Here is a 21,808-nt window from a genome sequence, read left to right on the forward strand (position 1 = left end):
TCGTCCTTGCGCTAACCGGCACGCCACTGTTTCTGGCACGCCGGTTGCACTTAAGAAAGCAGTGGAATGCGCTTTCGAGGTAAGGATGAAACGACACTATATTTTTGCCAGCCATGGCACCTTTGCTAACGGTTTGCTGAACTCCGTGGAGCTGATCCTCGGTAAGCAGCCGGATATTTATACACTCTGCGCCTACGTCGAAGAGGAGGCCGATCTGACGCAGCAGGTGGAGACGCTGCTGGCGCGTTTCCCCACCCAGGATGAGCTGATTGTCATTACGGATATTTTCGCCGGTAGCGTCAATAATGAGTTTGTGCGTTTTTTATCGCGCCCTAATTTTCATTTATTGTCCGGTTTAAACCTGCCGCTGATTATTGATTTACTTATTTCCGCAGGCGAAGAAAATACCGAGAAATTAATTTCTGAAGCATTAACAAGCGCCAAAGAGAGCATTCAGTACTGCAATCAGACGATTGCCAGTGCGATGACTATTGATAAAGACTTCTGAAATGAGGGAACACCATGATTACGCTATTAAGGGTTGACCATCGATTACTTCACGGCCAGGTGGCCTTTTCCTGGACCCAGTATGTCGGCGCCGATTGCATTTTAATCGCCAACGATAATGTCCCTGAAGATGAGCTGCGGAAAACCACAATTAAGCTCGCTAAACCGCCTTCGGTAAAACTGGTGATTAAAAATATTAACGACGCTATCGAATCGATAAAAAGCGGCGTGACGGATAAATATCATCTTTTTATCGTCGTGGAATCGGTCAATGACGCCTGGCGTATTGCCAGCGCCGTCGAGGGGATAAAAAGTATTAATCTCGGCGGAATAAAAGCCAAAGAGGGCAGTAAAAATATTTCTAAGGCGATTAATTTACTGCCGGAAGAAATTGAACAACTGCAGCAGCTGGTCGGGAAAGGCGTCGAAGTTGAGATCCGCCAGGTCCCTAACGATCGCAAACAGCTTTTTGCGCAATGCGTTTAACTCCGCGGAGGACAGATTATGGTAGAGGCTCTCTTACTGGGTCTGGTGGCGTTTATCGCGCAATCGGAATATGCCCTGGGGACGTCGCTGATTTCGCGGCCAATCGTCACCGGGCTGCTGACCGGGCTGGTGCTGGGGGATGTCCAGACCGGCGTCATCATGGGCGCGACGCTCGAGCTGGCGTTTATCGGCTCTTTCTCCGTCGGCGCATCGATCCCGCCTGATGTAGTAACCGGCGGTATTCTCGGCGTGGCGTTCGCTATTACCTCCGGCGCAGGAACGGAAACGGCGCTGCTGCTTGGCCTGCCCATCGCCACCCTGACGCTGATCCTGAAAAACGTCTATCTGGGGATGTTTATCCCGATGCTCAGCCAGAAGGCTGACGGCTACGCGGAGCGGGCGGATACGGGCGGCATTGAGCGCATGCATCTGATTGCCGGCTTCGGGCTGTCGCTGATGCTCGCCACGGTGGTGACCATCTCATTCCTGGTCGGCAGCAATGCGGTGAAATCCCTGCTCGATACCATCCCGGAATTTATCAAACACGGGCTCAGCGTCGCTACCGGCATTATTCCGGCACTCGGCTTCGCAATGCTCGCCAGGCTGCTGATTAATAAGAAAGTCGCGCCGTACTTTTTCCTCGGCTTTGTGCTGATGGCCTACCTGAAAATCCCGGTGACCGGCATCGCTATTCTCGGCGCTATCGTGGCGGTGGTGATGGTTAACGTCACCGCGCTGAGCTCACCTCGTACGACGACAGAACAAGGAGTCAGCGATGACGACGAAGATGATTTCTGAAGAGACTCTGCAACCGCAGGCGCAGGAAGAGGCCCGTATCACGCCGCGCGATCTACGCCGGGTATTCTGGCGCTCCTTCCAGATGGAGTTCTCGTGGAACTATGAGCGGCAGATGAATCTCGCCTTTGTTTACGCGCTGATTCCGGTGCTGAAAAAGCTCTATCCGCGCAAAGAGGAGCTGGCCGGGGCGTTGAAACGGCATCTGGTGTTCTTCAATACCACGCCGCATATCGTCACCCTGCTGCTGGGGATCACCACGGCGATGGAGGAGAAGAATAGCCAGCAGAAGAACATGGACGCCAACGCGATTGATAACGTCAAAGCGTCGCTGATGGGGCCGCTGGCCGGGCTGGGGGACTCCTTTTTCTGGGGCACGCTGCGCCTGATCGCTACCGGCATCGGCACCAGCCTGGCGTTAAAGGGCAACATTCTCGGTCCCATTCTGTTTCTGCTGGTGTTCAACGTGCCGCACATCCTGGTGCGCTGGTTCTGTACCCGCTGGGGCTATGTGCTGGGCACCGGGGTTCTGCAGCGGATCCAGAAGAGCGGAATGATGGAGAGCCTGACCTACGGCGCGTCGATTATCGGCCTGATGGTGGTCGGGGCGATGACCGCCTCAATGATTGATATCACCATCCCCCTCTCATTCGGCGCCGGAGAGGCGAAAACCCAGGTGCAGGACATTATCAACGACATCCTGCCCTGCATGCTGCCGCTGGTGAGTTTTGGCATCGTTTACTGGCTGCTGGGGCGCAAGGTTAAACCGCTTTCTATTATCGGCGGAATGGCGCTGGTGGGCATTCTGGGGTCGTGGATAGGTTTATTTTAACGGGAGTCGAAAATGGTACCAACGATGATGACCTATATCAGCGAAGAGTCGGCCTGTCTGACGCAGATCCTGCGCGACTACCGGCAAAAGCTGGCGGCGATTGAGACCTTTGCCCGCCAGCACCCGGTGCGCCGCATTCTGCTGTTGGCGACCGGCTCGTCGCTGAACGCCGCCCTGTGCGCGCGCTATTTCTTTGAGCAGCGCTTCGGCGTCCTGGTTGAGATTAAAGAGCCGTACAACTTTACGCACTACGAGGCGGTCGATCCGCATACCGATCTGGTGGTGGCGATTTCGCAGAGCGGTAAAAGCGCCTCGACGCTGGCGGCGATGCGTAAGGTACAGGCATTGAGCCTGCCGGTTTTTGCGCTGACCTCCGATACGCAAAGCCCGATCGCCCGGGCCTGCGATGAGATACTGGATATCAATACCGGTATCGAGAGCGTGGGGTTTGTCACCCGCGGGTTTAGCGCGACGGTGCTGAATTTGCTGCTGATGGCGCTGATGATTGCCCGTGCCCAGGGGAAAGCCAGCGAGGCCGAGGAGCAGCGCTATCTTGCCGAACTGCAGCGGCTGGCGGCGGCGATCCCGGATGTCATTGACCGCACCTCGCGGTTTATCGACAGGCATGGCGAAGCGCTGCGGGGCGGCGAGCGCTTTGTCGCCACCGGCTATGGCGCGCTGGTGGGCGTCGCGAAGGAGTTCGAAACCAAATTTACCGAAACGGTACGCGTGCCTTCCAGCGGTTTTGAACTTGAGGCCTATATGCACGGCCCCTATCTGGAAGCCAATGCCCGCCATGTGATGCTGTTTATTGAAGATGCGCCGGATGCGCGGAGCCGGGCGCTGCGGGATTATATGGCGCCGTCCATTGCCCGCGCCTTTACGCTGACGCTGAGCGACGAAGAGGATGCGCAGACGCTGGCGCTAAGCTGCCCGTGTGAACATCACCTGGCGCCGCTGCTGCTGATTGTTCCCGTCCAGATGCTGGCCTGGCATACCGCCGGCCTGAAAGGTATCGATCTGGCTAAACGTATTTTTGACGATTTTGATCGCGTCTTAAAAAGTAAAATCTGATTATTCAGGAGAAAACTATGTTGGGTTTTAATCAGGACGAGTATCTGACCAGTGCTCGCGAGATCATCGCTGCGCGCAAACAGGCGGAAACCGTTGCCGATGATATTTATCAGAGCGGCTGTAGCGCCTTATTTTTCGCCTCGGTGGGCGGTTCTTTGGCGCCGATGATGGCAATAAATGAGTTTGCAAAAGAATTAACCAGCGTGCCGGTTTACCTTGAGCAGGCGGCGGAATTAATTCATCGCGGACATAAAAAATTAAATAAAGATGCGGTGGTGGTTACGCTATCCAAGTCCGGCGATACCAAAGAGTCAGTAGCCATTGCCGAATGGTGCAAAGCGCAGGGGATTCGCGTGGTGGCCATCACCCGTAACGCCGATTCGCCATTAGCCGAGGCGGCGAGCTGGCATATTCCGATGTGCCACAAGAACGGCGTGGAATATGAATATATGCTGCTCTACTGGTTATTCTTCCGCGTCATTTATCGTCACGGTGATTTCGCGAATTACGATCGTTTTGCACGCCAGCTGGAATTGCTGCCGGAGAATCTCCTGCAGGCCAAACGCCAGTTCGATCCGCAGGCGGATAAAATCGCCGCTCAGTATCACGGCTGCGACTATATGATGTGGATCGGCGGGGCGGAAATGTGGGGTGAGGTCTATCTGTTCTCAATGTGTATTCTCGAAGAGATGCAGTGGAAGCGGACCAAATCGGTGAGTTCAGCCGAGTTTTTCCACGGCACCCTGGAGCTGCTGGAAAAAGAGGTCCCGCTGTTCCTGGTCAAAGGCGAGGGTAAATGCCGGGCGCTGGATGAGCGCGTTGAGCGCTTCGCTGAGAAGATCACCGACCATCTGGTGGTGATTGACCCGCGCGACTATCCGCTGAACGGCATTGATGAGGCTTTCCGCTGGATTATGGCGCCGTGCGTGGTTTCCACCCTGCTGGTGGACAGGCTGGCGGCCCATTTTGAACACCATACCGGGCACGACCTTAATATCCGCCGTTACTATCGTCAGTTTGATTACTAAGCTTTGCTGATGGCGGCCAGCCGGACTGGCCGCTGCGCCCTTCTCCGAGGCGCTTCCCATAAAATCATCGCCAAAACCAACGAAGTAAAAACCGATGGTAGAGTCCGGCTTTCCTTCTCTTTCAGGCAAGCGGACGGCCATGAAAAAACGGATGACCTCAACGCCGCACGATGCGGTCTTTAAGCGATTTCTTCGCCACCCGGAGACGGCGAATGATTTTCTCACGCTGCACCTGCCGGAAGCGATCCGCCAGCGGTGTGATTTTTCTACCCTACGGCTGGAGCCGGCGAGCTTTATTGATGAAGATCTGCGCGCCTGGTATTCGGACGTACTGTGGTCGGTACAAACCCCCTGCGGCCTGGGATATGTGTATGTGGTGATAGAGCACCAGAGTTCGCCGGATAACCATATGGCTTTTCGCCTGATGCGCTATGCGATTGCCGCGATGCAGCGGCATCTCGACGCCGGGCACAAAACGCTGCCGCTGGTAGTGCCGATGCTTTTTTATCACGGCGCGACCAGTCCTTATCCCTTTTCCCTGAACTGGCTGGACGAATTTGCCGACCCGCAGATGGCGAGGACGCTGTACGCCTGCCCGTTTCCGCTGGTTGACGTAACGGTGATGCCGGACGATGAAATCGTTCAGCACCGGCGGGTCGCTCTGCTGGAGCTGATGCAAAAGCATATTCGTCAGCGCGATCTCAGCGGGATTACGGAGTCGTTGGCGACCCTTGTGATGCTGGGATACACTAACCGCAGGCAGTTAAGAGTGCTGTTTCATTATATGCTGCAGTACGGCAATAGCGCCGATCCGAGCGTGTTTCTCCGCCGGTTGGCCCGCCGTCTGCCACACTATGAGGAGAGGTTGATGTCTATCGCTCAAAAGCTCAAGCAGGAAGGTCGGCAAGAGGGCAGGCAAGAAGGTCGCCAGGAGGGGAGGCAGGAAGGGATACAGGAAGGCCTGCAGGAAGGGAGCCGGCGGGAAGCGCTGCGCATTGCCGGCAGTATGCTGCAGAACGGTTTAGATACCGAGACGGTACAGCGGATTACCGGACTGTCGGCGGATGAGCTAAAGCCGCTGCATGGCTAATTTCTACCCATCGTCACCACGGCCCGGCGCAAAAAGCCGCCGGGCACGATGGCTTATCCTTCGCTTTTCACCACTTTGATTTCAACCATGCCGATGCCCAGCTGACGCGGAGAGTGGCCGAGAATATTGCCCTCGTTCGTGGACTGCGGGTCCGGCGGCGCAATCGTCAACGTACTGCTGCGCGACGGATTATCGAAATGCAGGGTGGTGGTGGTGACATCATTGGCCAGCGTTAGCGTTTGTTCGCTGTTGCCCACCCGTACCGGAATCGGCTTATTGGCATTCGGCCCGTAGGCTTTGGCGGTAATCACCAGATCGAATTTCTCCGGCAGCGGCTCTTTATATTCAATTTTCACTTCACTGCCGAGCTGGGCATTAGACCAGCGCCCCCAGGTTTCCGGTCGGGAGATGCCGCTGAACTGCTTCACCTCTTCCGGCGCGCCGGCGACGTTAAACAGGAAGCTGTCGGCTTTATAGCGAATATCGTTATCGACGATCTTCAGCGTATCGACGTTGCCTTTATAACGCTCCATGTCGATAAGGGTATCTTTGAACGCGGTTTTACCTTGCCACTGGGCTTTGTCGACGCGCTGGACTTTCTGTTCGCCCCCCAGTTGGCCCTGCGAGACGCACCAGTCGGTAGAGAGCGCCACTTCCGGCGACCACAGCTGACCCATCTTGTAGCAGCGGTCGACCCAGACGAAGTTATCGCGCGGCGCGAAATCGGCCAGTTGGAAGCGCAGCGGCGCGGAGTATTCGCTTTCCGGCAGCGGCTCAACGCGCTTATCGGAGATACGCAGCAGCAGCGGCAGGCGGAAATGGCTGCCGGAGAAGGAGATCATATTCTTCTGTGAATCCACGGTGAAATTCTTCATCTCTTTGGGGAAATTCCACAGGCGGATGATATCCGGCTTCCACGCCAGCACCTTCTCTTTCATATTGAGGAACACGGCGGAGAGCGACTCGCCGGAAAGGCTGCTGCGGCCAAGGCCAATAAAGTTATCGCCGCCGAGGATATCGAGCACCGTCGCGCCGTTATCCATGGTATTACGCTTGATGGCCAGCGTATCCTGCTGGGGCTCATCGCCGCGCAGAACGAAAAACAGGTTGCTGCGATCCTGCTTATTCAGATAGTCCCAGGCGCTGTTTTTCATTGCCAGGTGATCGGATGACACCACGATGACCGTATTTTTGAACCACGGCGAAGCTTTAATCTTCTCGATTAACGCCGCGACATGCTCCTGACTACAGGAGACGGCGCTGAACGAAAGATTCTTTTTACCGTCCATATCGTAGCTTTTACGCTGGCAGGTGCGGGAGATAAAGCCATCCGGATGATGGGTATCGACCGTCAGCGCAAACAGCGAAAAGCGCTTTCCTGACTGCGAAAGCGCTTCGAATTTTTTCCAGGTTTCATCAAGAACCGTATCATCGTAGAACCCCCAGTCGTTACGATAGGCCGGATCGGCGACGGTGGTTTTTAGCTCTTCCGCGCCGTACAGATGATCGAAGCCGTGAGATTTAAGGAAAACGTCTTTTCCGGCGAAGCGCAGATTAGCGCCCTGCACAAAGTAGTTCTCGTAACCCGAGTTTTTCAGGATATCTCCAAGGCAGATATTCTGCGGGAAAAAGCTGGAAACCGAGGCCGAGGCGTTGCCTTCAAACGGCGCAAACAGCGGGATCCCGCACTGGGAGGCGACCATTCCGGCAATCGTGTAGTCGGTACCGGGGAGCTGGGCGGTGTTGCTGAAGTCCAGCCCCTCGCTTTTCAGTTTGCCGAGCTCTGGGGTCAGGTTCGGGAACGCATCGTTATTAAAATAAGTGCGCTCAAGGCTTTCGCCGTAAATGTACACCAGGTTCAGTTTCGGGTTGGCGATGCTTTTTGACGGTTCTTTGTAGTAAGCCGCAAAGTCAGGATCGCCATCGCGGGACTGGGATTTAACCAACTCGCTAATCTGTCGGAAGGCGGGGCTGGCATCCACTGACGCCAGCGCCAGAACCAGCGCCACCAGGCTGTAACCAAAGTGATGAGGATGATGCCGGCGACGGCGGAGCACCCAGCCGAGTGCGCCAAATACCGCGACCAGCGCGACGACCAGCCCCACGCCCGGCAGAATATATTTGCCCACGCCGGCGCCCGTCAGGCTGTTGGTCAACGTATAAAGTACCGCGTCATTGATACCGTCGCCGGTGAAGTAATTGCTGGCGTAGAGGGTAATATTCAGAACAACGAACAGGCCCAGCACAGTGAGGGTGGCGGCGAACCACCAGGTATTACGACCGGCTTTTAATGCGTAAATCATCACCGAAGCAAGAAACAGGGCGATGGATAACAACTCTGACACAGCTCATCCTCATTCACGCCAGCTGTCGGCTGGCCAGATAGATCTTTTTTCACGCTACACTGTAATTGCAGCGCAATATTGCCGCAATTGTATCGTCATGAATTTGTGCTGTGGTTCAGAATTGGTTTAGAAATCGCCGTTTTTGAACTGCCTCACATCCAGTCAGCCAGGGGATTTGGGGGAAAGATGTTAAAAAACAGACGTTGCCGCCGCGCAGGCAAGGGTAACGCGCCAAACGCGGCATTAAGAGGATAAAATCAGGAGAGGAAGCTCACGCCCTGTTTTAAGACCAGATCGCAGGCTTTGGTTTTCACTTTTTCCGCCAGCGGGCTGCTGCCAAGGGTGTTCAGATTCAGCTGCTGGCCGTCTTTACTGGTCAGCAAGCCCTGAAGGCCCTCAAGATAGCTGGTGTCCTCTTTTTGTTTTTCCGGCGTGCTGAGACCCAGCTTATCCAGAACCTGATTTTTAACGTTTTCGGTATTGGTAACCGAAGCCAGCTTCTGTTTCGCGCAGTAAGACATAATCCCGGCGGCATTATTCATGCTGCTGGAAGTCAACGACTGGCTGCCGCCGTTGAGCAAACCGGTCAGCGAAGAGAGGGACATACCGCCGCTTTGCTGGCTTCCGCTCTGACTGCTGAGCTGGTTAGCGGCGCTGGAGAGCGAATCCTGCCAGGAGGTGGCGTGCGCGCCAAAGGTCAATAAAGCGCCGGCCACCATTGCCGTGCGGAACAACGTTTTTGCAGATTTCATAGACGTACTCTTCGCCGTGACTGAATAATCCCCTGATTATAACGCCGGCGGGGTTCAGAAATATCTTAATACTCTTTTCCGGTTACGCGATCGCGGTAGCTGTCCCAGTTGAAGTTAACCCACAGGCTATTGCCCAGCCGCATCCGGTCCATCACGCGCTCGCCGAGCAGCTTGTTCATCTCGTCCATGGTGCTGTTGGTTAGCATACCGGTAGGGCGCTTTGACGAAGAGCGGCGATCGACGATCTGGTTAATAATCACCTTTTCGTAGCGTGATTCCGTTTGCATGCCGATTTCGTCAATCACCAGCAGGTCCACTTTGCTCAGGTCGGTGAGCAGCTGCTCTTCGCTGGTTTCCCGGTTGCCAAAGGTATCTTTCATCGCTGACATGATATCGGCGACGGTGATAATCAACACCGACTTACCCCGAAGCAGCAGTTCGTTGCAGATAGCGGCGGCGAGATGGTTTTTTCCGGTGCCCGGTTTGCCGGAGAAGATAAAGCTGGCGATATTGCCGTCGAACTCCTCGACGTACTGGCGCGCTCGGGACAGCGCAATCATCTGGCCTTCACACTCCACCCGGTAGTTATCCAGCGAGCAGTTCTGATGCAGCGGGCGGATGCCGGAGCGGTTAAAGGTTCGCTGCATTTTCATGGCCCGGTTTTCGCGTTCCAGCGCCTCAGAACGCAGCTTGCCCTGTTCTTTTTGCCATGCCAGCAGCTCCTCACCTGTCTTAAACGCGGGTTCGACATGGGCTGGCATCATCTTTTGCAGGCGCTTCATTAAATCGCCGACATTTTTCATGCTCATCCTCGGAATCCTCGTGGAATGTGATTATCAGGTTCGCTAATCGCGTTGACGTCCCGGCGCGGCTGACCGCCGTTGCTGGCCCGGCCAATCTGTACGCTGCGCGCCAGCTTCTGCTGCCACTGGACATGATGAAAGACTTTACCTTCCGCCTGCCAGTAAGCGACAAATGCCGCCAGCTCTTCCGGCGTCACGGGCTGGCTCAGGGCGATGCCCCACAGCGCGGCCAGGCGCTGAAAATCCGCATCCGGCTGCCAGTCGGCGTACATCGGAAATTTCCCCATCGGAACCGCAACGGGGGTCGCCGTCGGCTCGTCAAAAAACTGCGCGTCCAGCGCAATATCGCTGTTAGGACGCGCGAGTTTTGCTTCCAGCTCCAGCAGCTGCGCCAGACGCTCCGGAGTCAGCGCATAGAATGCGGGGGCGTTGTTGGCAAATACGGCGACGGCGCCGCTGGCCGATTTTGCCAGTACCGCTGCGTGATCCTGCATGAAGTCATCCAGACCGCTAAAATCGGTAGTTAATATTCGTGAAGACATAAATCAATCTCAACTCTGAACAACTAAAAAGAGAGGGGTAGCTGCACACATAGTAGCATAGAGGTCGCTCAGGAAGGAGCGCCGCGGGCGACCCGGCGGCGCGATTAGCTAGACGCGCGGACGCTTGCGATACAGCCAAAGCCCGGGGATAGACAAGCCAATGGATAATGCGCCAACGATCGATGAAGCCTTAAGGAAGTTGCTCAGCAGCATAATCATCATCTCTTCCGAGTAGCCGAAATGGCTGATTTTCACCGCTGAAATCATCGCGGTATAGGCGGAGATGCCGGGGAACATCGGGATCACCGCCGCTACGGTAAAAATCTTCGGGTGCGCCAGATACCAGCGGGACCACTGGATACCGATGCTGCCAACCAGCAGTGCCGCCATAAACGTCGCCCACTCAATATTAAAACCCGCCGTCATCATGACCATGCGCGAGCCGTGGCCGATAGCGCCCAGCAGCGCGCACCAGCGCAGCGCCCGCTGCGGGACGTTGAACACCATGGCGAACCCGACGGCGGGAATGGCTGCCAGCATCATATCCAGCGCCAGTTCGTAGAGATAGAAAATTATGCCCATCCGCGTAGCCCCCACATCGTCATCGCCATCACCACGCCGATACAGGTGGCGAGCGTCAGCAGGCTGGCAATGGCCCAGCGCGCCAGACCGGTGTTGATATGCCCCTTAAACATGTCGGCAACGGCGTTGATCAGCGGAAAACCGGGTACCAGCAGCAGCACGCTGGCGGCCATCGCGATCGTCGGCGTGCTGGCGAAAGCCGGCAGGCGCAGCATCAGCCCGGAGATAGTCGTTGCGACGAAGGCGGTGAGGCAAAAGTTGATTTGCGGATGCATTGAACGATGGGTGAGTACCTGGCGAATATACATGGCTACCGTACTGGCGCAGAAGGTGACCAGCGCACCGTCCCAGCCGCCGTTGTTAAGTTTGCAAAAGCAGGCGCAGGAGAGGCCGACCATGAAAACCAGCAGCCAGCGCGGATAGCGCAGCGGCTTGATTTGCGCGAATCGCTTTTCGACATCCTTATAATCCAGCAGCTTATGCTCTGCCATAATCACAATATGCTGAACCTCCGTGACGACGTGCATGTTGATGCCGCGATCGGTGTTTTTTCGCGTTGAGGTCAGACACTCCCCGTCCTTAATAGTGGTGAGAACAATCGCATTCGAAGAGATGGCGCTTTCCACGCTATCCATCCCTAAGGCCAGACCCAGACGGGTTGAGAGCTCCTCAACCAGCGCGCTTTCCGCGCCGTGTTGTAATAAGAAAAGACCACATTGAATACACAATCGCGTGATAGCGCGCTGAGTTGCCCGATCTGCTTGCATAAATACCTGCTGTCCGTGATGCCCGTTGCCGTAGTGTCTGGCGATACTTTTACCTGAAGTCTTGTTTTAGCTGAGCGGTCAGGATCAAACAATGTGTAAAAAACCACCCGCTCTACGGGAACCCTGAAATTTGAACTCTGCCACACTTCCGCAAGATTGGTGAAAAGTCCAATTTTTGCACCCGTTTCTCCCTTCTTTTTCCCATCAGAGTTATCAAAAATGCAAATTCAAACTTTTAATAAACAAAAAACAAACAAATAATTAACCATGCTGAGGCGATGCGATGAAAACACAGGTGGCGATTATCGGAGCGGGCCCGTCGGGACTCCTGCTGGGGCAGTTATTACATCACGCCGGGATTCAGACCGTCATCCTTGAGCGACAGACGCCTGAGTATGTGCTGGGGAGGATCCGCGCGGGAATTCTGGAAAGCGGAACGGTAGAACTGCTGCGCGAAGCCGGGGCGGCCCGGCGAATGGATGCGGAAGGGCTGGTCCATCACGGCGTCGAATTTTTGTTTGAGGGCAAGCGCGTCCCGGTTCCGCTGACGGAACTGACGGCAGGCAAAAGCGTGATGGTGTATGGCCAGACCGAAGTGACGCGGGATTTGATGGCGGCGCGGGCGGAATGCGATGCAGCGACGATTTATGGCGTCAGCGATGTCACCATTAATGAGGCAAAAAGCGATCGACCGTCGGTCTCTTTTATCAGCAATGGCGAAAACTGCCGCCTTGAGTGCGACTTTATCGCCGGCTGCGACGGCTTTCACGGCGTGTCCCGCCAGAGCATCCCGGCAGGGGTGCTGAAAGAGTACGAGAGCGTCTGGCCGTTTGGCTGGCTCGGGCTGCTGGCCGATACGCCACCGGTGAACCCGGAGCTGATTTACGCCCACCACGAGCGGGGGTTTGTGCTCTGTAGTCAGCGATCACTAACTCGAAGCCGCTATTATCTGCAGGTACCGCTTAGCGAAAAGGTGGAGGAGTGGTCTGATGAACGCTTCTGGACTGAGCTCAAGCGGCGTCTCCCTGATGAGCTGACCAATAAGTTAGTAACCGGTCACTCACTTGAGAAGAGTATCGCGCCGCTGCGCAGCTATGTAGTGGAGCCGATGCAGTACGGGAGGCTATTTCTGCTGGGAGATGCGGCGCATATCGTACCGCCTACCGGGGCGAAGGGGCTGAATCTCGCGGCGTCCGATGTGAACTATCTTTGGCGGATCCTGTGTGAGTATTATCACCATGGCCGTATTGACCTCTTAGCCAGCTACTCGCGTTTGGCGCTGGATCGGGTGTGGAAAGGTGAGCGATTCAGCTGGTTTATGACGCGTCTGCTGCATGATTTTCCGCAACAAAGCGAGTTCGACAGAAAAATGCAGGCGGCGGATCGTCGCTACTATCTTGAATCACGCGCCGGGTTAACCACTATCGCTGAAAACTATGTGGGTCTGCCGATGGAACGCGTGGCGTAATAGAAAAGGCTCTGGAGTCGTGATGCAGGCAGCGAGTACCATTCCCGTTTTCAAACTGTATGGCGAAGATCAGGGCTGGCCAACGCCCGATCTTCTGCACTGTGAGTCCATACTCCAGCGCAGCCATCTTTATGAATGGCATATCCGCGTGCATCAGCACGCAGAGCTGGTGCAGCTACTGTATCTGCATAAAGGGCGGGCGGAGATTGAAATCGAAGGCGCGACGACCGTGATGACAGCGTCCTGTATTCAGGTGGTTCCGGCGCTATGTATTCATGGATTTCGCTTTTCGCCGGGTACGGAGGGCTACGTTTTGTCGCTGGCGCTGCCGCTGCTCGGAAGCCTTGAAAATCAGTTTGGCAGTCAGCTGGATGTGCTCGGCCACCCGCGTTGCGTGCCGGTGAAGAGCTCCCGGGGCCATATCCGGGCGCTGTTTACCGCTTTGCAAGAGGAGTACCGCGAAGATTACGATGCGCGCGAAATGATGCTGCATTCACTGCTGGGAGCGCTGTTGGTCTGGCTGAATCGGCAATATCAACCGCAGCTCATAACGGAGGACAAAGCGGAACGTAAGCGGAGCGTCATACGTCATTTCTCGCGCCTTATCGAAAGCCACTATCGTGAACATATGCCATTAGCCGGGTATGCCAGGGAGGTGGGGGTGTCTGCGACTCATTTGAATTATTTGTGTCATGAATTTTATGGCTGCAGCGCACTGGGGGTTTTACATCAAAGGTTGATGCTTGAGGCGCGTCGCAACCTGCAGTATACCAGCATGACTATCGCTCAACTTTCTGATTACTTAGGGTTTACTGATGCGGCCTATTTTTCTCGCTTCTTTCGCCGCTATAGCGGTGAATCACCAAAAGTATTTAGGAAAAAAATAAAATAAATAAATCGTTATTTAATATATCTTAAGTTAGCGTATCTAACGACGATGTTAACCATTTCTAATTTATTGATGACAACTACCTGTGTTAATGTTAATCATTGGTATGGATAACAGCAATATGTTACTCCTCATTATTAAGTTGGCTTTAGGGTGCGATATCGCGCACCCGCCAGGGATGATAAAGATTCATTTGGGCAAAATAATTACGATGACTATTAAATTATGCATCCAATTGTTTTTCCGCCGGCGGTGAGTCTTCGACAGGAAGCGGAGGGTTTATGTTACCAGGACAAGGTAAGTTCGGCATTATTATCAGCAGAATACCGGTTATGCAGTCCGGCTTAAAAGCCATCGTTGGGGAGCATCTCCCTGATTATGAATTGAGTTTTTGTCGTTCTCAGGATGAGCTAACCCTGCTGCAGCTGCGTCGTGCAGTGTTAGTCATTGCTGACTTGTCCGGTGAAATAGAGCATCCAAGAAATATTTGCGAACATTACTACTCTTTAATGACTCAATACAGGGATATACACTGGGTCTTTATGGTAGGTAACGCCTGTTTTCCGTTAGCTGTTCAATTATTAATGCGTCCTGAAAGTACATTAATTTCGGACAGCGAGCCGGTAAAACGTCTCATTGAGGTTGTGCGCGCGGGTGGACTTGCCGCTGAACGAATTAGCCAGACGTTGTTCTCTCCTGAGGTAGAACGCATCGATGAAGAACCGCAAAAGCTGGTTATTCTGACTCTTTCTGAGCGTAAGGTGTTGAGGCTTCTTGCAAAAGGATGGGGAATTAATCAAATTGCTGCTTTATTGAAGAAGAGCAATAAAACCATAAGTGCGCAGAAAAATAGTGCTATGCGCCGCTTATCTTTGCGTAGTAATGCAGAGATGTATGCCTGGATTAATAGTGCACAGGGAATGAAGGAGCTGAATATTTATTCAGCCTATGGAGATCAAACAGAATGGAAAAAGACCTCACAACAAGATATGTCGCTATCGTAGAGAAATGTGCGATGACAGAAGTGGCGCTTCGCCACATATTAATTAATGAAAGTGGTAAGAATTATCGTATTCAGTTCTTTAAAGATACGATGGCATTAAAACGGGAGTTTCAGGCGAGAGATTTTTCTGCGATTATTTTTTCACTTTCAGGTAACCGCAGATCCCGACTTGAAAGCTTGCTCTTTCTCCATGAGATCGCGCGTTATTGTCCCGACACGCAAAGAATTATCTTAGCTAATGATGAAGCGGAAATGCGTTTGGTCAGCCATCTGACGCCTTCTCGCTTACACGGTATTTTGAATAAATCGGCCTGTCGGCTACAGCTGCAGGAGTGCTTGCTTCAGCTTCTCGATCGTAGCTATCCGGCGAATGAGAGCTCGTTAAGCCAAAAGCAGAGTATCTATAGCCAACTTTTGAGCCCAACGGAACATACCATCCTGCGATATATGTCTTATGGCTACTCGTTGCCGGAAATAGCGACGCAGCTGGAACGCAATATCAAAACGATCCGGGCCCATAAGTTTAACGCCATGACCAAGCTCGGCGTCAGTTCTGATATGGGACTACTGAGCGCGGCAGACATACTCATGCGCCTGTCGGCGAATAATGATGATGCCACGGTGATGCGCCTTGCTCAGTAACCTCAGCGGTCTGTTAAAGACACACGTCAATCCACTTAGCATCAGTCAGCTGCGCCAACCGTTCAGGTGAAATACGAACGGCGCTATATATTGAACCTGCTGCTGGCAGCACTTCCGGGTACTGCCTCAGTGAGATATCGCAGTACACAGCCAGCGGAACTTCCAGGCCAAATGGGCAGACGCCGCCAATGGGGTGTCCCGTTAGCGTAATGACCTCATCGCTGCTTAGCATACGGGCTTTAGCGCCAAAGGCTTCCTTTAGCTTTTTATTATCCAGGCGCGCATCGCCTTTCGCGACAACGAGAACAACCCTTTCTTTTATTTTTAAAGACAGGGTCTTGGCGATTTGCCCGGGTTCAACGTTATGCGCCGCTGCGGCTAACGCTACCGTGGCCGTGCTCTGAGTAAGTTCGATGATTTCGATATCGGGGGCGTGGTCAGTAAAAAACTGCCGCACGGACTGCAGACTCATTGGAATCTCCTGATTAAGGCTTGTTAAAAATCTGTCACAAGCTTCGCAAAGTGTAAATATCCATGGTAGAGAATCAAGATTCTTTTTAATTTCTGGATCTCCTTCACATTCACCGCAACCGGTTACTGTAACCGGTTGCGGTTATTCACAGAGACAGGAATACTGACAAGGTAACTTCCCTGCGTCACCTATAACAAAGAGCCGAAGATGAATCGAACCTGGTTGAGCAGTCGGGCCAGCAGGCTATCCGATTGGGTAACCCTCTCGCCGAAGCGGGTTCATCATAACGGCAAGATAATCGTTGTTGGGCCTGTTCATCTAGCCTGTCAGGAGGGCTGCTATGTCTGCTAACCATGCTGCATTTAATCTGATATTTCGCTTCGTAGAAAATTACATCAGCCCTGTCGCTGGACGCATCTCGTCTCAGCGCCACGTTATGGCAATCCGCGACGGTTTTATCTCCGCCATGCCGTTTATGATTGTCGGCTCTTTTCTGCTGGTATTTGCGTATCCGCCGTTTTCACCGGATACCACATGGGGATTTGCCCGCGCCTGGCTGGATCTGGCAAAAGAGTTTGAAGGGCGAATTCTGACGCCGTTCGATATGACGATGGGCATTATGTCGATCTACATTTGTGCCGCGATCGCCTATAACCTCGGCAAGCATTACGAAAAAACCAATCAGCTCGACCCCTTTATGTGCGCCATGCTGTCGATCATGGCCTTCCTGCTGGTGGCGGCGCCAAAAACGAACGGCAACCTGCCGGTAGATAGCCTGGGAGGAACGGGCATATTTACGGCGATTCTGGTGGCGGTCTACTGCGTTGAAATGATGCGCTTCCTGAAGGCGCATAATATCGGTATTCGCCTGCCGGATCAGGTGCCGCCGATGATCAAAAACTCGTTTGATCTGTTGATCCCGGTACTGGTTGTCGTCCTGACGCTCTATCCCCTGAGCCTGCTTATTCAGCATCATTTCGATATGCTGATCCCTCAGGCGATTATGGCTATCTTTAAGCCGCTGGTTTCCGCAGCGGACTCCTTACCCGCAATTTTGTTGGCGGTTCTGGTGGGCCACCTGCTGTGGTTTGCGGGGATCCACGGTGCGGCCATTGTTTCCGGCATGCTGCAAATGTTCTGGCTCACTAACCTCGGCATGAACCAGCAGGCCCTGGCTCAGGGGGCTCCGCTGCCGCATATCTTTATGGAAGCGTTCTGGACATTCTTTATTGTGATTGGCGGTTCAGGGGCGACGATGGGGCTGGTATTCTGCTATCTGCGCAGCCGCTCCGCGCATCTGCGTTCGATTGGCCGTCTGAGCGTGGTGCCAAGCCTGTTTAACATCAACGAGCCGGTTATTTTTGGCACCCCTATCGTGATGAACCCGGTGTTCTTTATTCCCTTCCTGCTGGCGCCGATGGTTAACGCCGTACTGGCCTGGGCGGCAATGAAGCTGGATCTTATCGGCCGGGTGATTTCGGTTGTTCCGTGGACTGCTCCGGCGCCGATTGGCGGCGCGTGGGCGCTGGGGTGGGATTTCCGGGCGGCGATTCTGGTGGTCGTCCTGGCCTGCGTTTCGGCGATTATCTACTTCCCGTTCTTCAAGGTGTACGAGAAACAGCTGCTCGCGCAGGAGGCCGAAGAGGCGCAGCGCATGGCGGAAGAGAGTCAGCAAACGGCATAAAAACAAACGGGCGGCTGAATAGCCGCCCGTTTGTTTTCACCATCGATTATTTCAGCGTACAGTCCCCGCACTGCTGTACGTCCGGCAGGCGATAGCGCTGGCAGCAGGTGCGGCGCACGAGCTGCCCTTCACGTAAAACCACCGTACGCCACAGCGGGTTATCCTCACCGCCTGATAGCTGTTTGTTGAAGAAGAAGAGCTGACGCAGCGCGGCCACTTTTTCATCTCCGACCAGGGTTCTCATTTCCCCGAGATACCAGTTAATCAAATAACCCGTATTGCTCCAGATAAGTTTGCCATTGATATCGCCAGTGGCTTCAAGCGCCTGCACCACGGGTTGCAAAGCGGTGGTGACCAGCTTTTCCATCCGGGACTGCGCGGATTCTGCCGAGGAAGTACCTGCTGAATGGATATCAATCCAGAAACAGGCGGCACGGCCTGTTTCATGAAACTCGACGCGAAAATGCTCCGGCGCCAGGCTAACGGCGCGTTCTTCACTCAACAGCGCCAGCATTAAAGGGGGCACCAGTAAACCGATGTACCATTGTGCCCAGAGGGATAGCAGCGGTTTTTGCTCACGGGCTTGCCCGGGCTGGTTGCGATAAATATGGTCAGAATACGTCGCGATTAACGAACTCAGCGTCGCGGGCTGCGACCACTCAGCCAGGGTGAGGGCATGGTGAGGGGCTTCTTCATTCAGACGGATAAAATCCAGCAGATGCGGACGTAACGCGGTAATCTTGTCCCGTATTGCGTTCGCCAGTTCACGCTCAGCCGAAGGGAGCGGAGCCCGCCAGATGATCTCATTGTTGAATGCAAGTGAACGGTAAGCCATCGGTGACAGATACAAATCTAAATGATAATGATTTCTGATACTAATGCCGCGGCACCGGCTTGGCAAGAGATTTGTCCGCGCGGCGACGCCTGCCGCGCGGTAAAGGCCTAGCTGGTGAGAATAATGTTACGTCCCATATTTTTGGCTTCGTAGAGCGCGTTGTCCGCCCGTTTCAGCGCGCTGTCGATATCCGCATCCATCAGCGGCGTCATGCCGATACTGATGGTCACGTTGGTCGCGACGCTTTCATTAAACATATGCGGGATTTTTAGATCGTAGACCCGCTGGCGGATGCGCTCTGCGGCCTGAAGGGCGTTTTCCGCACAGCTGCTGGTCAACAGCACCATAAACTCCTCGCCGCCAAAGCGGGCAACGATGTCGCGCGAGCGCACGGCGTTACGAATGGCGGCGGAGACCTGAATCAAAGCCTGGTCGCCCATCATATGCCCGTAGTGGTCGTTGTAGGCTTTGAAATGATCAATGTCCAGTAGCAGAACGTAATGCCCGGCGCCGTCGAGAGAAAGAATGGTGTCCAGCCGGTTTTGTAAGCCCCGCCGATTATACAAACCGGTAAGCGGATCCAACATACTGAGATCGTTAAGGGTATTGCGTTCCTTCAGCAGCTTATCCATGAGCCCCTGCGTGAATACATCGCTGCGTTTCTGAATAAGGCTTTGCAGGGTGATACCGGCAATAGGCAACAGAAAGCACCAGGACATGCGCAGCCATTGTTCTCCTCCGCCAAGAATCAGGCAGATAAGGTATGTGGGTAAAGAGTGCAAAGTAAAGCCAATGATATTGCTGGAAAAAGCAATGGTGCCAATAAATAACACGCTTAATAAGGCGATCACCAGGTAGTTAAAATGCGGCGGCCCCATCACCATTGCTTTTAGCGCAACGTGCCACGCCCAAAGCAGGCCAAATAGCAGAGAAATAACCGGAATATTTATTTTGTGCTGAGAGAATTTACAGTGCCATAGCAGCAGGACCGTGCTGCAGGCAACTATCAGAAAACAGGGTAATGTAAAAGTGATGACGGTAAAGAGCGGGCTGACAAGGGATAAGACGGATGAAACTAAATTAAGCAGTAAAAATAGCCGTAAGGAATACTGATATTTCTGTTCGTAATGGGAGCGCCAGGATTGTGCAGTCATGTCGGAGTTGTCATTATTAATCGTTAAAATTCAATGTGATGTTAGTTTGAAGTGAATAATAAAAAACAGTGCGCAAAATAAGGTTTTTACGAAATAATCAGATAATTTAATATATTATTTTTTGCCGCTTAATTTATCACCTTCATGAATGTATGTCATTACCACAAACGTAAAGAATAAGGACGCGCTATTTCCCCGGGATGACAAATGATAAAAATTAACATATGATATTGGTTATCATTATCGTTGTGAGAGGCGAAAACATGTTGCAGCGAACTTTAGGGAGTGGATGGGGCGTGTTGATCCCTGGCGTACTGATTGCCGTCCTCGGGTTTGCCGATTTGTCGGTAGATGCCTGGCGCGGATTGGTGACGCTGGGAATGCTCATGTCAGCGGTGATGATTTGGCACCGTCAGCTAAGGCACTTTGTTCTGCTGCCATCATGCGTGGCGCTGGTCAGTGGGATGATGCTGATAATAATGAATTTGAAGCTGATGGGATAAAACGGAAGGGTAAGAATATTGGTGCGAGGGGGGGGACTTGAACCCCCACGTCCGTAAGGACACTAACACCTGAAGCTAGCGCGTCTACCAATTCCGCCACCTTCGCACAGTATTCTTAATTTTTGATATCGCCTCGTTGGTGCGAGGGGGGGGACTTGAACCCCCACGTCCGTAAGAACACTAACACCTGAAGCTAGCGCGTCTACCAATTCCGCCACCTTCGCCCAGTGCGAGCAATATCAACGTGGATTATGGTGCGAGGGGGGGGACTTGAACCCCCACGTCCGTAAGGACACTAACACCTGAAGCTAGCGCGTCTACCAATTCCGCCACCTTCGCATACCATCGACACTATGAAAGTATCGTTACCACGGAGGCGCATTCTAGTGGTTTTCAGCTATTCGTCAATAGTTAATTGTATCAGTTGGATTGATTGTTGCAAAAATGGACGGTCAGAGAGGAAAAACATCGGCGACCAGCGTCTGCTGGCGCCGAAAAAACGCAGGATTATTTCTTCGCCTGACGGGTCATCACCGTCCGGTAGACCTTAAAGCGGCCCGTTTGGGCAATCACTTCATGGAAGCCGAAGATCTCATCCAGCACGTTCGGATAGGGCAGGAAGGCGTTAGCGACGATGCGCAGTTCGCCGCCGCTGTTCAAATGACGAACGGCGCCGCGAATCAGCGTTTGCGCGGCCTCCAGGCTGGTCTGTAGACCATCGTGGAAAGGCGGGTTGGAGATAATCATGTCGAAGCGGCCGTTCACTTCAGAGAACACGTTGCTGGCGAACACTTCCCCTTCGATGCCGTTAGCGGCCAGCGTGGCGCGACTGGCTTCAACTGCCGGGGCGCTGACGTCGCACAACGAGAGGCGGACTTTAGGCGAGTGGCTGGCCAGCACGGTTGCCAGCACGCCGGCGCCGCAGCCGACATCAAGCACTTTACCTTTGGTATGCGGCGTCAGCGTGGAAAGCAGCAGCTGGCTACCGACATCCAGGCCATCGCGGCTGAAGACGCCCGGCAGCGTTTTAATCGTCAGATTATCCAGCGAATACTCGCCCCAGTACTGTTCTGCATTGAACGCGGGCTGTTTTTCCAGACGACCGTGATACAGCCCACAGCGGCGCGCGCTGTCGACTTTGCTCAGCGGCGCATATTCCACCAGCATCTGCTCGGCGCTGCGCACGCCGCTGCGGTTCTCGCCAACCACGAAAATATCAATACCGGTCGGCAGCAGCGAAAGCAGGTTCATCAGCTGAAACTGCGCTTCCGGTTTGTTCTTTGGCCAGTAGTAAATCAGCGTATCGCAATCGGCGACATCGCCGGCCTCTGCGACCAGGCTATAGCGGGCATTTTCGCCCATCTGGCGGCTCAGTACCTGCCAGTGGTGGAACTGCTGGGTATGGGCGCGGCTGGCGGCCGTGTCCAGACGTGCGGGCAGGTCATCCTGCAGGTCACCGGCAAACAGAACGCGGGCGGACTCGAAATCATCACTGTGGCGCAGCAAGACTTCACTTGCCGGGGTAAAAGCGGACATGAAACACTCCTTCATTAAG

At 53.8% G+C, this 21,808-nt stretch carries 23 protein-coding genes and 3 tRNA genes; 13 read left to right on the forward strand and 13 right to left on the reverse strand.

What is annotated here, in order from left to right; genetic code table 11:
- The first annotated feature begins 85 nt into the window (after window positions 1-85).
- From MKleb_RS03735 to MKleb_RS03765, 7 genes are all read left to right on the forward strand, one after another.
- A complete protein-coding gene (locus MKleb_RS03735; protein ID WP_025106882.1) occupies window positions 86-508 on the forward strand; it encodes a PTS sugar transporter subunit IIA in 423 nt (140 codons plus the stop codon).
- Between the two features lie 14 nt (window positions 509-522).
- On the forward strand, window positions 523-993 hold the full coding sequence (locus MKleb_RS03740; RefSeq protein ID WP_025106881.1) for a PTS sugar transporter subunit IIB: 471 nt from the start codon (window positions 523-525) through the stop codon (window positions 991-993).
- Window positions 994-1,011: 18 nt separating this feature from the next.
- A complete protein-coding gene (locus MKleb_RS03745; RefSeq protein WP_025106880.1) occupies window positions 1,012-1,791 on the forward strand; it encodes a PTS mannose/fructose/sorbose/N-acetylgalactosamine transporter subunit IIC in 780 nt (259 codons plus the stop codon).
- Window positions 1,769-2,620, forward strand: a complete 852-nt coding sequence (locus MKleb_RS03750) for a PTS system mannose/fructose/sorbose family transporter subunit IID (protein WP_217076483.1) — start codon at window positions 1,769-1,771, stop codon at window positions 2,618-2,620. The genes MKleb_RS03745 and MKleb_RS03750 overlap by 23 nt, the downstream gene beginning before the upstream one ends.
- A gap of 12 nt (window positions 2,621-2,632) precedes the next feature.
- A complete protein-coding gene (locus tag MKleb_RS03755; RefSeq protein ID WP_025106879.1) occupies window positions 2,633-3,694 on the forward strand; it encodes an SIS domain-containing protein in 1,062 nt (353 codons plus the stop codon).
- Between the two features lie 17 nt (window positions 3,695-3,711).
- Window positions 3,712-4,722 carry an SIS domain-containing protein gene (locus MKleb_RS03760; RefSeq protein WP_025106878.1) on the forward strand — a complete coding sequence of 337 codons (1,011 nt, stop codon included), beginning with the start codon at window positions 3,712-3,714 and terminating at the stop codon, window positions 4,720-4,722.
- A gap of 139 nt (window positions 4,723-4,861) precedes the next feature.
- Window positions 4,862-5,812, forward strand: a complete 951-nt coding sequence (locus tag MKleb_RS03765; protein ID WP_025106877.1) for an Rpn family recombination-promoting nuclease/putative transposase — start codon at window positions 4,862-4,864, stop codon at window positions 5,810-5,812.
- Between the two features lie 53 nt (window positions 5,813-5,865).
- On the opposite strand, the gene opgB is transcribed toward MKleb_RS03765, so the two are convergent.
- The 6 genes from opgB to MKleb_RS03795 all read right to left on the reverse strand — a co-directional run bounded on the left by opgB (window position 5,866) and on the right by MKleb_RS03795 (window position 11,603).
- Window positions 5,866-8,157 carry a phosphatidylglycerol--membrane-oligosaccharide glycerophosphotransferase gene (opgB, locus tag MKleb_RS03770; RefSeq protein WP_025106876.1) on the reverse strand — a complete coding sequence of 764 codons (2,292 nt, stop codon included), beginning with the start codon at window positions 8,155-8,157 and terminating at the stop codon, window positions 5,866-5,868.
- A gap of 257 nt (window positions 8,158-8,414) precedes the next feature.
- Entirely contained in the window at window positions 8,415-8,909 is a 495-nt protein-coding gene (locus MKleb_RS03775; RefSeq protein WP_014227812.1) for a YjjA family protein, read from the reverse strand.
- Window positions 8,910-8,974: 65 nt separating this feature from the next.
- On the reverse strand, window positions 8,975-9,712 hold the full coding sequence (gene dnaC, locus MKleb_RS03780) for a DNA replication protein DnaC (protein WP_014227813.1): 738 nt from the start codon (window positions 9,710-9,712) through the stop codon (window positions 8,975-8,977).
- 2 nt (window positions 9,713-9,714) lie between these two features.
- Complete coding sequence (gene dnaT, locus MKleb_RS03785; protein WP_009652817.1) at window positions 9,715-10,254, reverse strand: primosomal protein DnaT; 540 nt, start codon at window positions 10,252-10,254, stop codon at window positions 9,715-9,717.
- Between the two features lie 108 nt (window positions 10,255-10,362).
- A complete protein-coding gene (locus MKleb_RS03790; RefSeq protein ID WP_004098364.1) occupies window positions 10,363-10,836 on the reverse strand; it encodes a threonine/serine exporter in 474 nt (157 codons plus the stop codon).
- Window positions 10,827-11,603 carry a threonine/serine exporter family protein gene (locus tag MKleb_RS03795; protein ID WP_025106875.1) on the reverse strand — a complete coding sequence of 259 codons (777 nt, stop codon included), beginning with the start codon at window positions 11,601-11,603 and terminating at the stop codon, window positions 10,827-10,829. Before MKleb_RS03795 ends, MKleb_RS03790 begins: the two co-directional genes overlap by 10 nt.
- Before the next feature lie 283 nt (window positions 11,604-11,886).
- On the opposite strand from MKleb_RS03795, the gene pobA reads away from it, so the two are divergent.
- The 4 genes from pobA to bglJ all read left to right on the forward strand — a co-directional run bounded on the left by pobA (window position 11,887) and on the right by bglJ (window position 15,605).
- Window positions 11,887-13,071, forward strand: a complete 1,185-nt coding sequence (gene pobA, locus MKleb_RS03800) for a 4-hydroxybenzoate 3-monooxygenase (protein WP_025106874.1) — start codon at window positions 11,887-11,889, stop codon at window positions 13,069-13,071.
- Between the two features lie 22 nt (window positions 13,072-13,093).
- Complete coding sequence (locus MKleb_RS03805; protein ID WP_025106873.1) at window positions 13,094-13,963, forward strand: helix-turn-helix domain-containing protein; 870 nt, start codon at window positions 13,094-13,096, stop codon at window positions 13,961-13,963.
- 278 nt (window positions 13,964-14,241) lie between these two features.
- The gene (locus MKleb_RS03810) at window positions 14,242-14,964 is read left to right on the forward strand and encodes a helix-turn-helix transcriptional regulator (protein WP_014227819.1); all 723 of its coding nucleotides are present in this window, start codon (window positions 14,242-14,244) and stop codon (window positions 14,962-14,964) included.
- Window positions 14,925-15,605: a DNA-binding transcriptional activator BglJ gene (bglJ, locus tag MKleb_RS03815; RefSeq protein ID WP_025106872.1), complete on the forward strand. Its 681-nt coding sequence runs from the start codon at window positions 14,925-14,927 to the stop codon at window positions 15,603-15,605. The genes MKleb_RS03810 and bglJ overlap by 40 nt, the downstream gene beginning before the upstream one ends.
- A gap of 13 nt (window positions 15,606-15,618) precedes the next feature.
- On the opposite strand, the gene MKleb_RS03820 is transcribed toward bglJ, so the two are convergent.
- Window positions 15,619-16,077, reverse strand: coding sequence for a YbaK/EbsC family protein (locus MKleb_RS03820; RefSeq protein ID WP_014227821.1), 459 nt, complete (start codon window positions 16,075-16,077; stop codon window positions 15,619-15,621).
- Between the two features lie 340 nt (window positions 16,078-16,417).
- Here MKleb_RS03820 and MKleb_RS03825 point away from each other — a divergent pair, with 340 nt between their 5' ends.
- A complete protein-coding gene (locus tag MKleb_RS03825; RefSeq protein WP_025106871.1) occupies window positions 16,418-17,761 on the forward strand; it encodes a PTS sugar transporter subunit IIC in 1,344 nt (447 codons plus the stop codon).
- A gap of 46 nt (window positions 17,762-17,807) precedes the next feature.
- Here the strand turns inward: MKleb_RS03825 and fhuF are convergent, their stop codons facing one another.
- A complete protein-coding gene (gene fhuF / locus MKleb_RS03830; RefSeq protein WP_025106870.1) occupies window positions 17,808-18,596 on the reverse strand; it encodes a siderophore-iron reductase FhuF in 789 nt (262 codons plus the stop codon).
- A 107-nt stretch (window positions 18,597-18,703) separates the two neighbouring features.
- Entirely contained in the window at window positions 18,704-19,750 is a 1,047-nt protein-coding gene (locus tag MKleb_RS03835) for a GGDEF domain-containing protein (RefSeq protein WP_025106869.1), read from the reverse strand.
- 263 nt (window positions 19,751-20,013) lie between these two features.
- Here MKleb_RS03835 and MKleb_RS03840 point away from each other — a divergent pair, with 263 nt between their 5' ends.
- Window positions 20,014-20,253: a DUF1435 domain-containing protein gene (locus tag MKleb_RS03840; protein ID WP_033836844.1), complete on the forward strand. Its 240-nt coding sequence runs from the start codon at window positions 20,014-20,016 to the stop codon at window positions 20,251-20,253.
- Between the two features lie 19 nt (window positions 20,254-20,272).
- Here the strand turns inward: MKleb_RS03840 and MKleb_RS03845 are convergent.
- From MKleb_RS03845 to rsmC, 4 genes are all read right to left on the reverse strand, one after another.
- Window positions 20,273-20,359: transfer RNA gene (locus MKleb_RS03845), tRNA-Leu, on the reverse strand.
- Between the two features lie 31 nt (window positions 20,360-20,390).
- Window positions 20,391-20,477, reverse strand: a tRNA-Leu gene (locus MKleb_RS03850).
- Between the two features lie 28 nt (window positions 20,478-20,505).
- A tRNA-Leu gene (locus tag MKleb_RS03855) sits at window positions 20,506-20,592 on the reverse strand.
- Between the two features lie 168 nt (window positions 20,593-20,760).
- Window positions 20,761-21,789: a 16S rRNA (guanine(1207)-N(2))-methyltransferase RsmC gene (gene rsmC / locus MKleb_RS03860; protein WP_025106867.1), complete on the reverse strand. Its 1,029-nt coding sequence runs from the start codon at window positions 21,787-21,789 to the stop codon at window positions 20,761-20,763.
- Window positions 21,790-21,808 lie beyond the last annotated feature (19 nt).

It is taken from the genome of Klebsiella sp. PL-2018 (assembly GCF_019048985.1).
Taxonomy (GTDB): domain Bacteria; phylum Pseudomonadota; class Gammaproteobacteria; order Enterobacterales; family Enterobacteriaceae; genus Klebsiella; species Klebsiella michiganensis.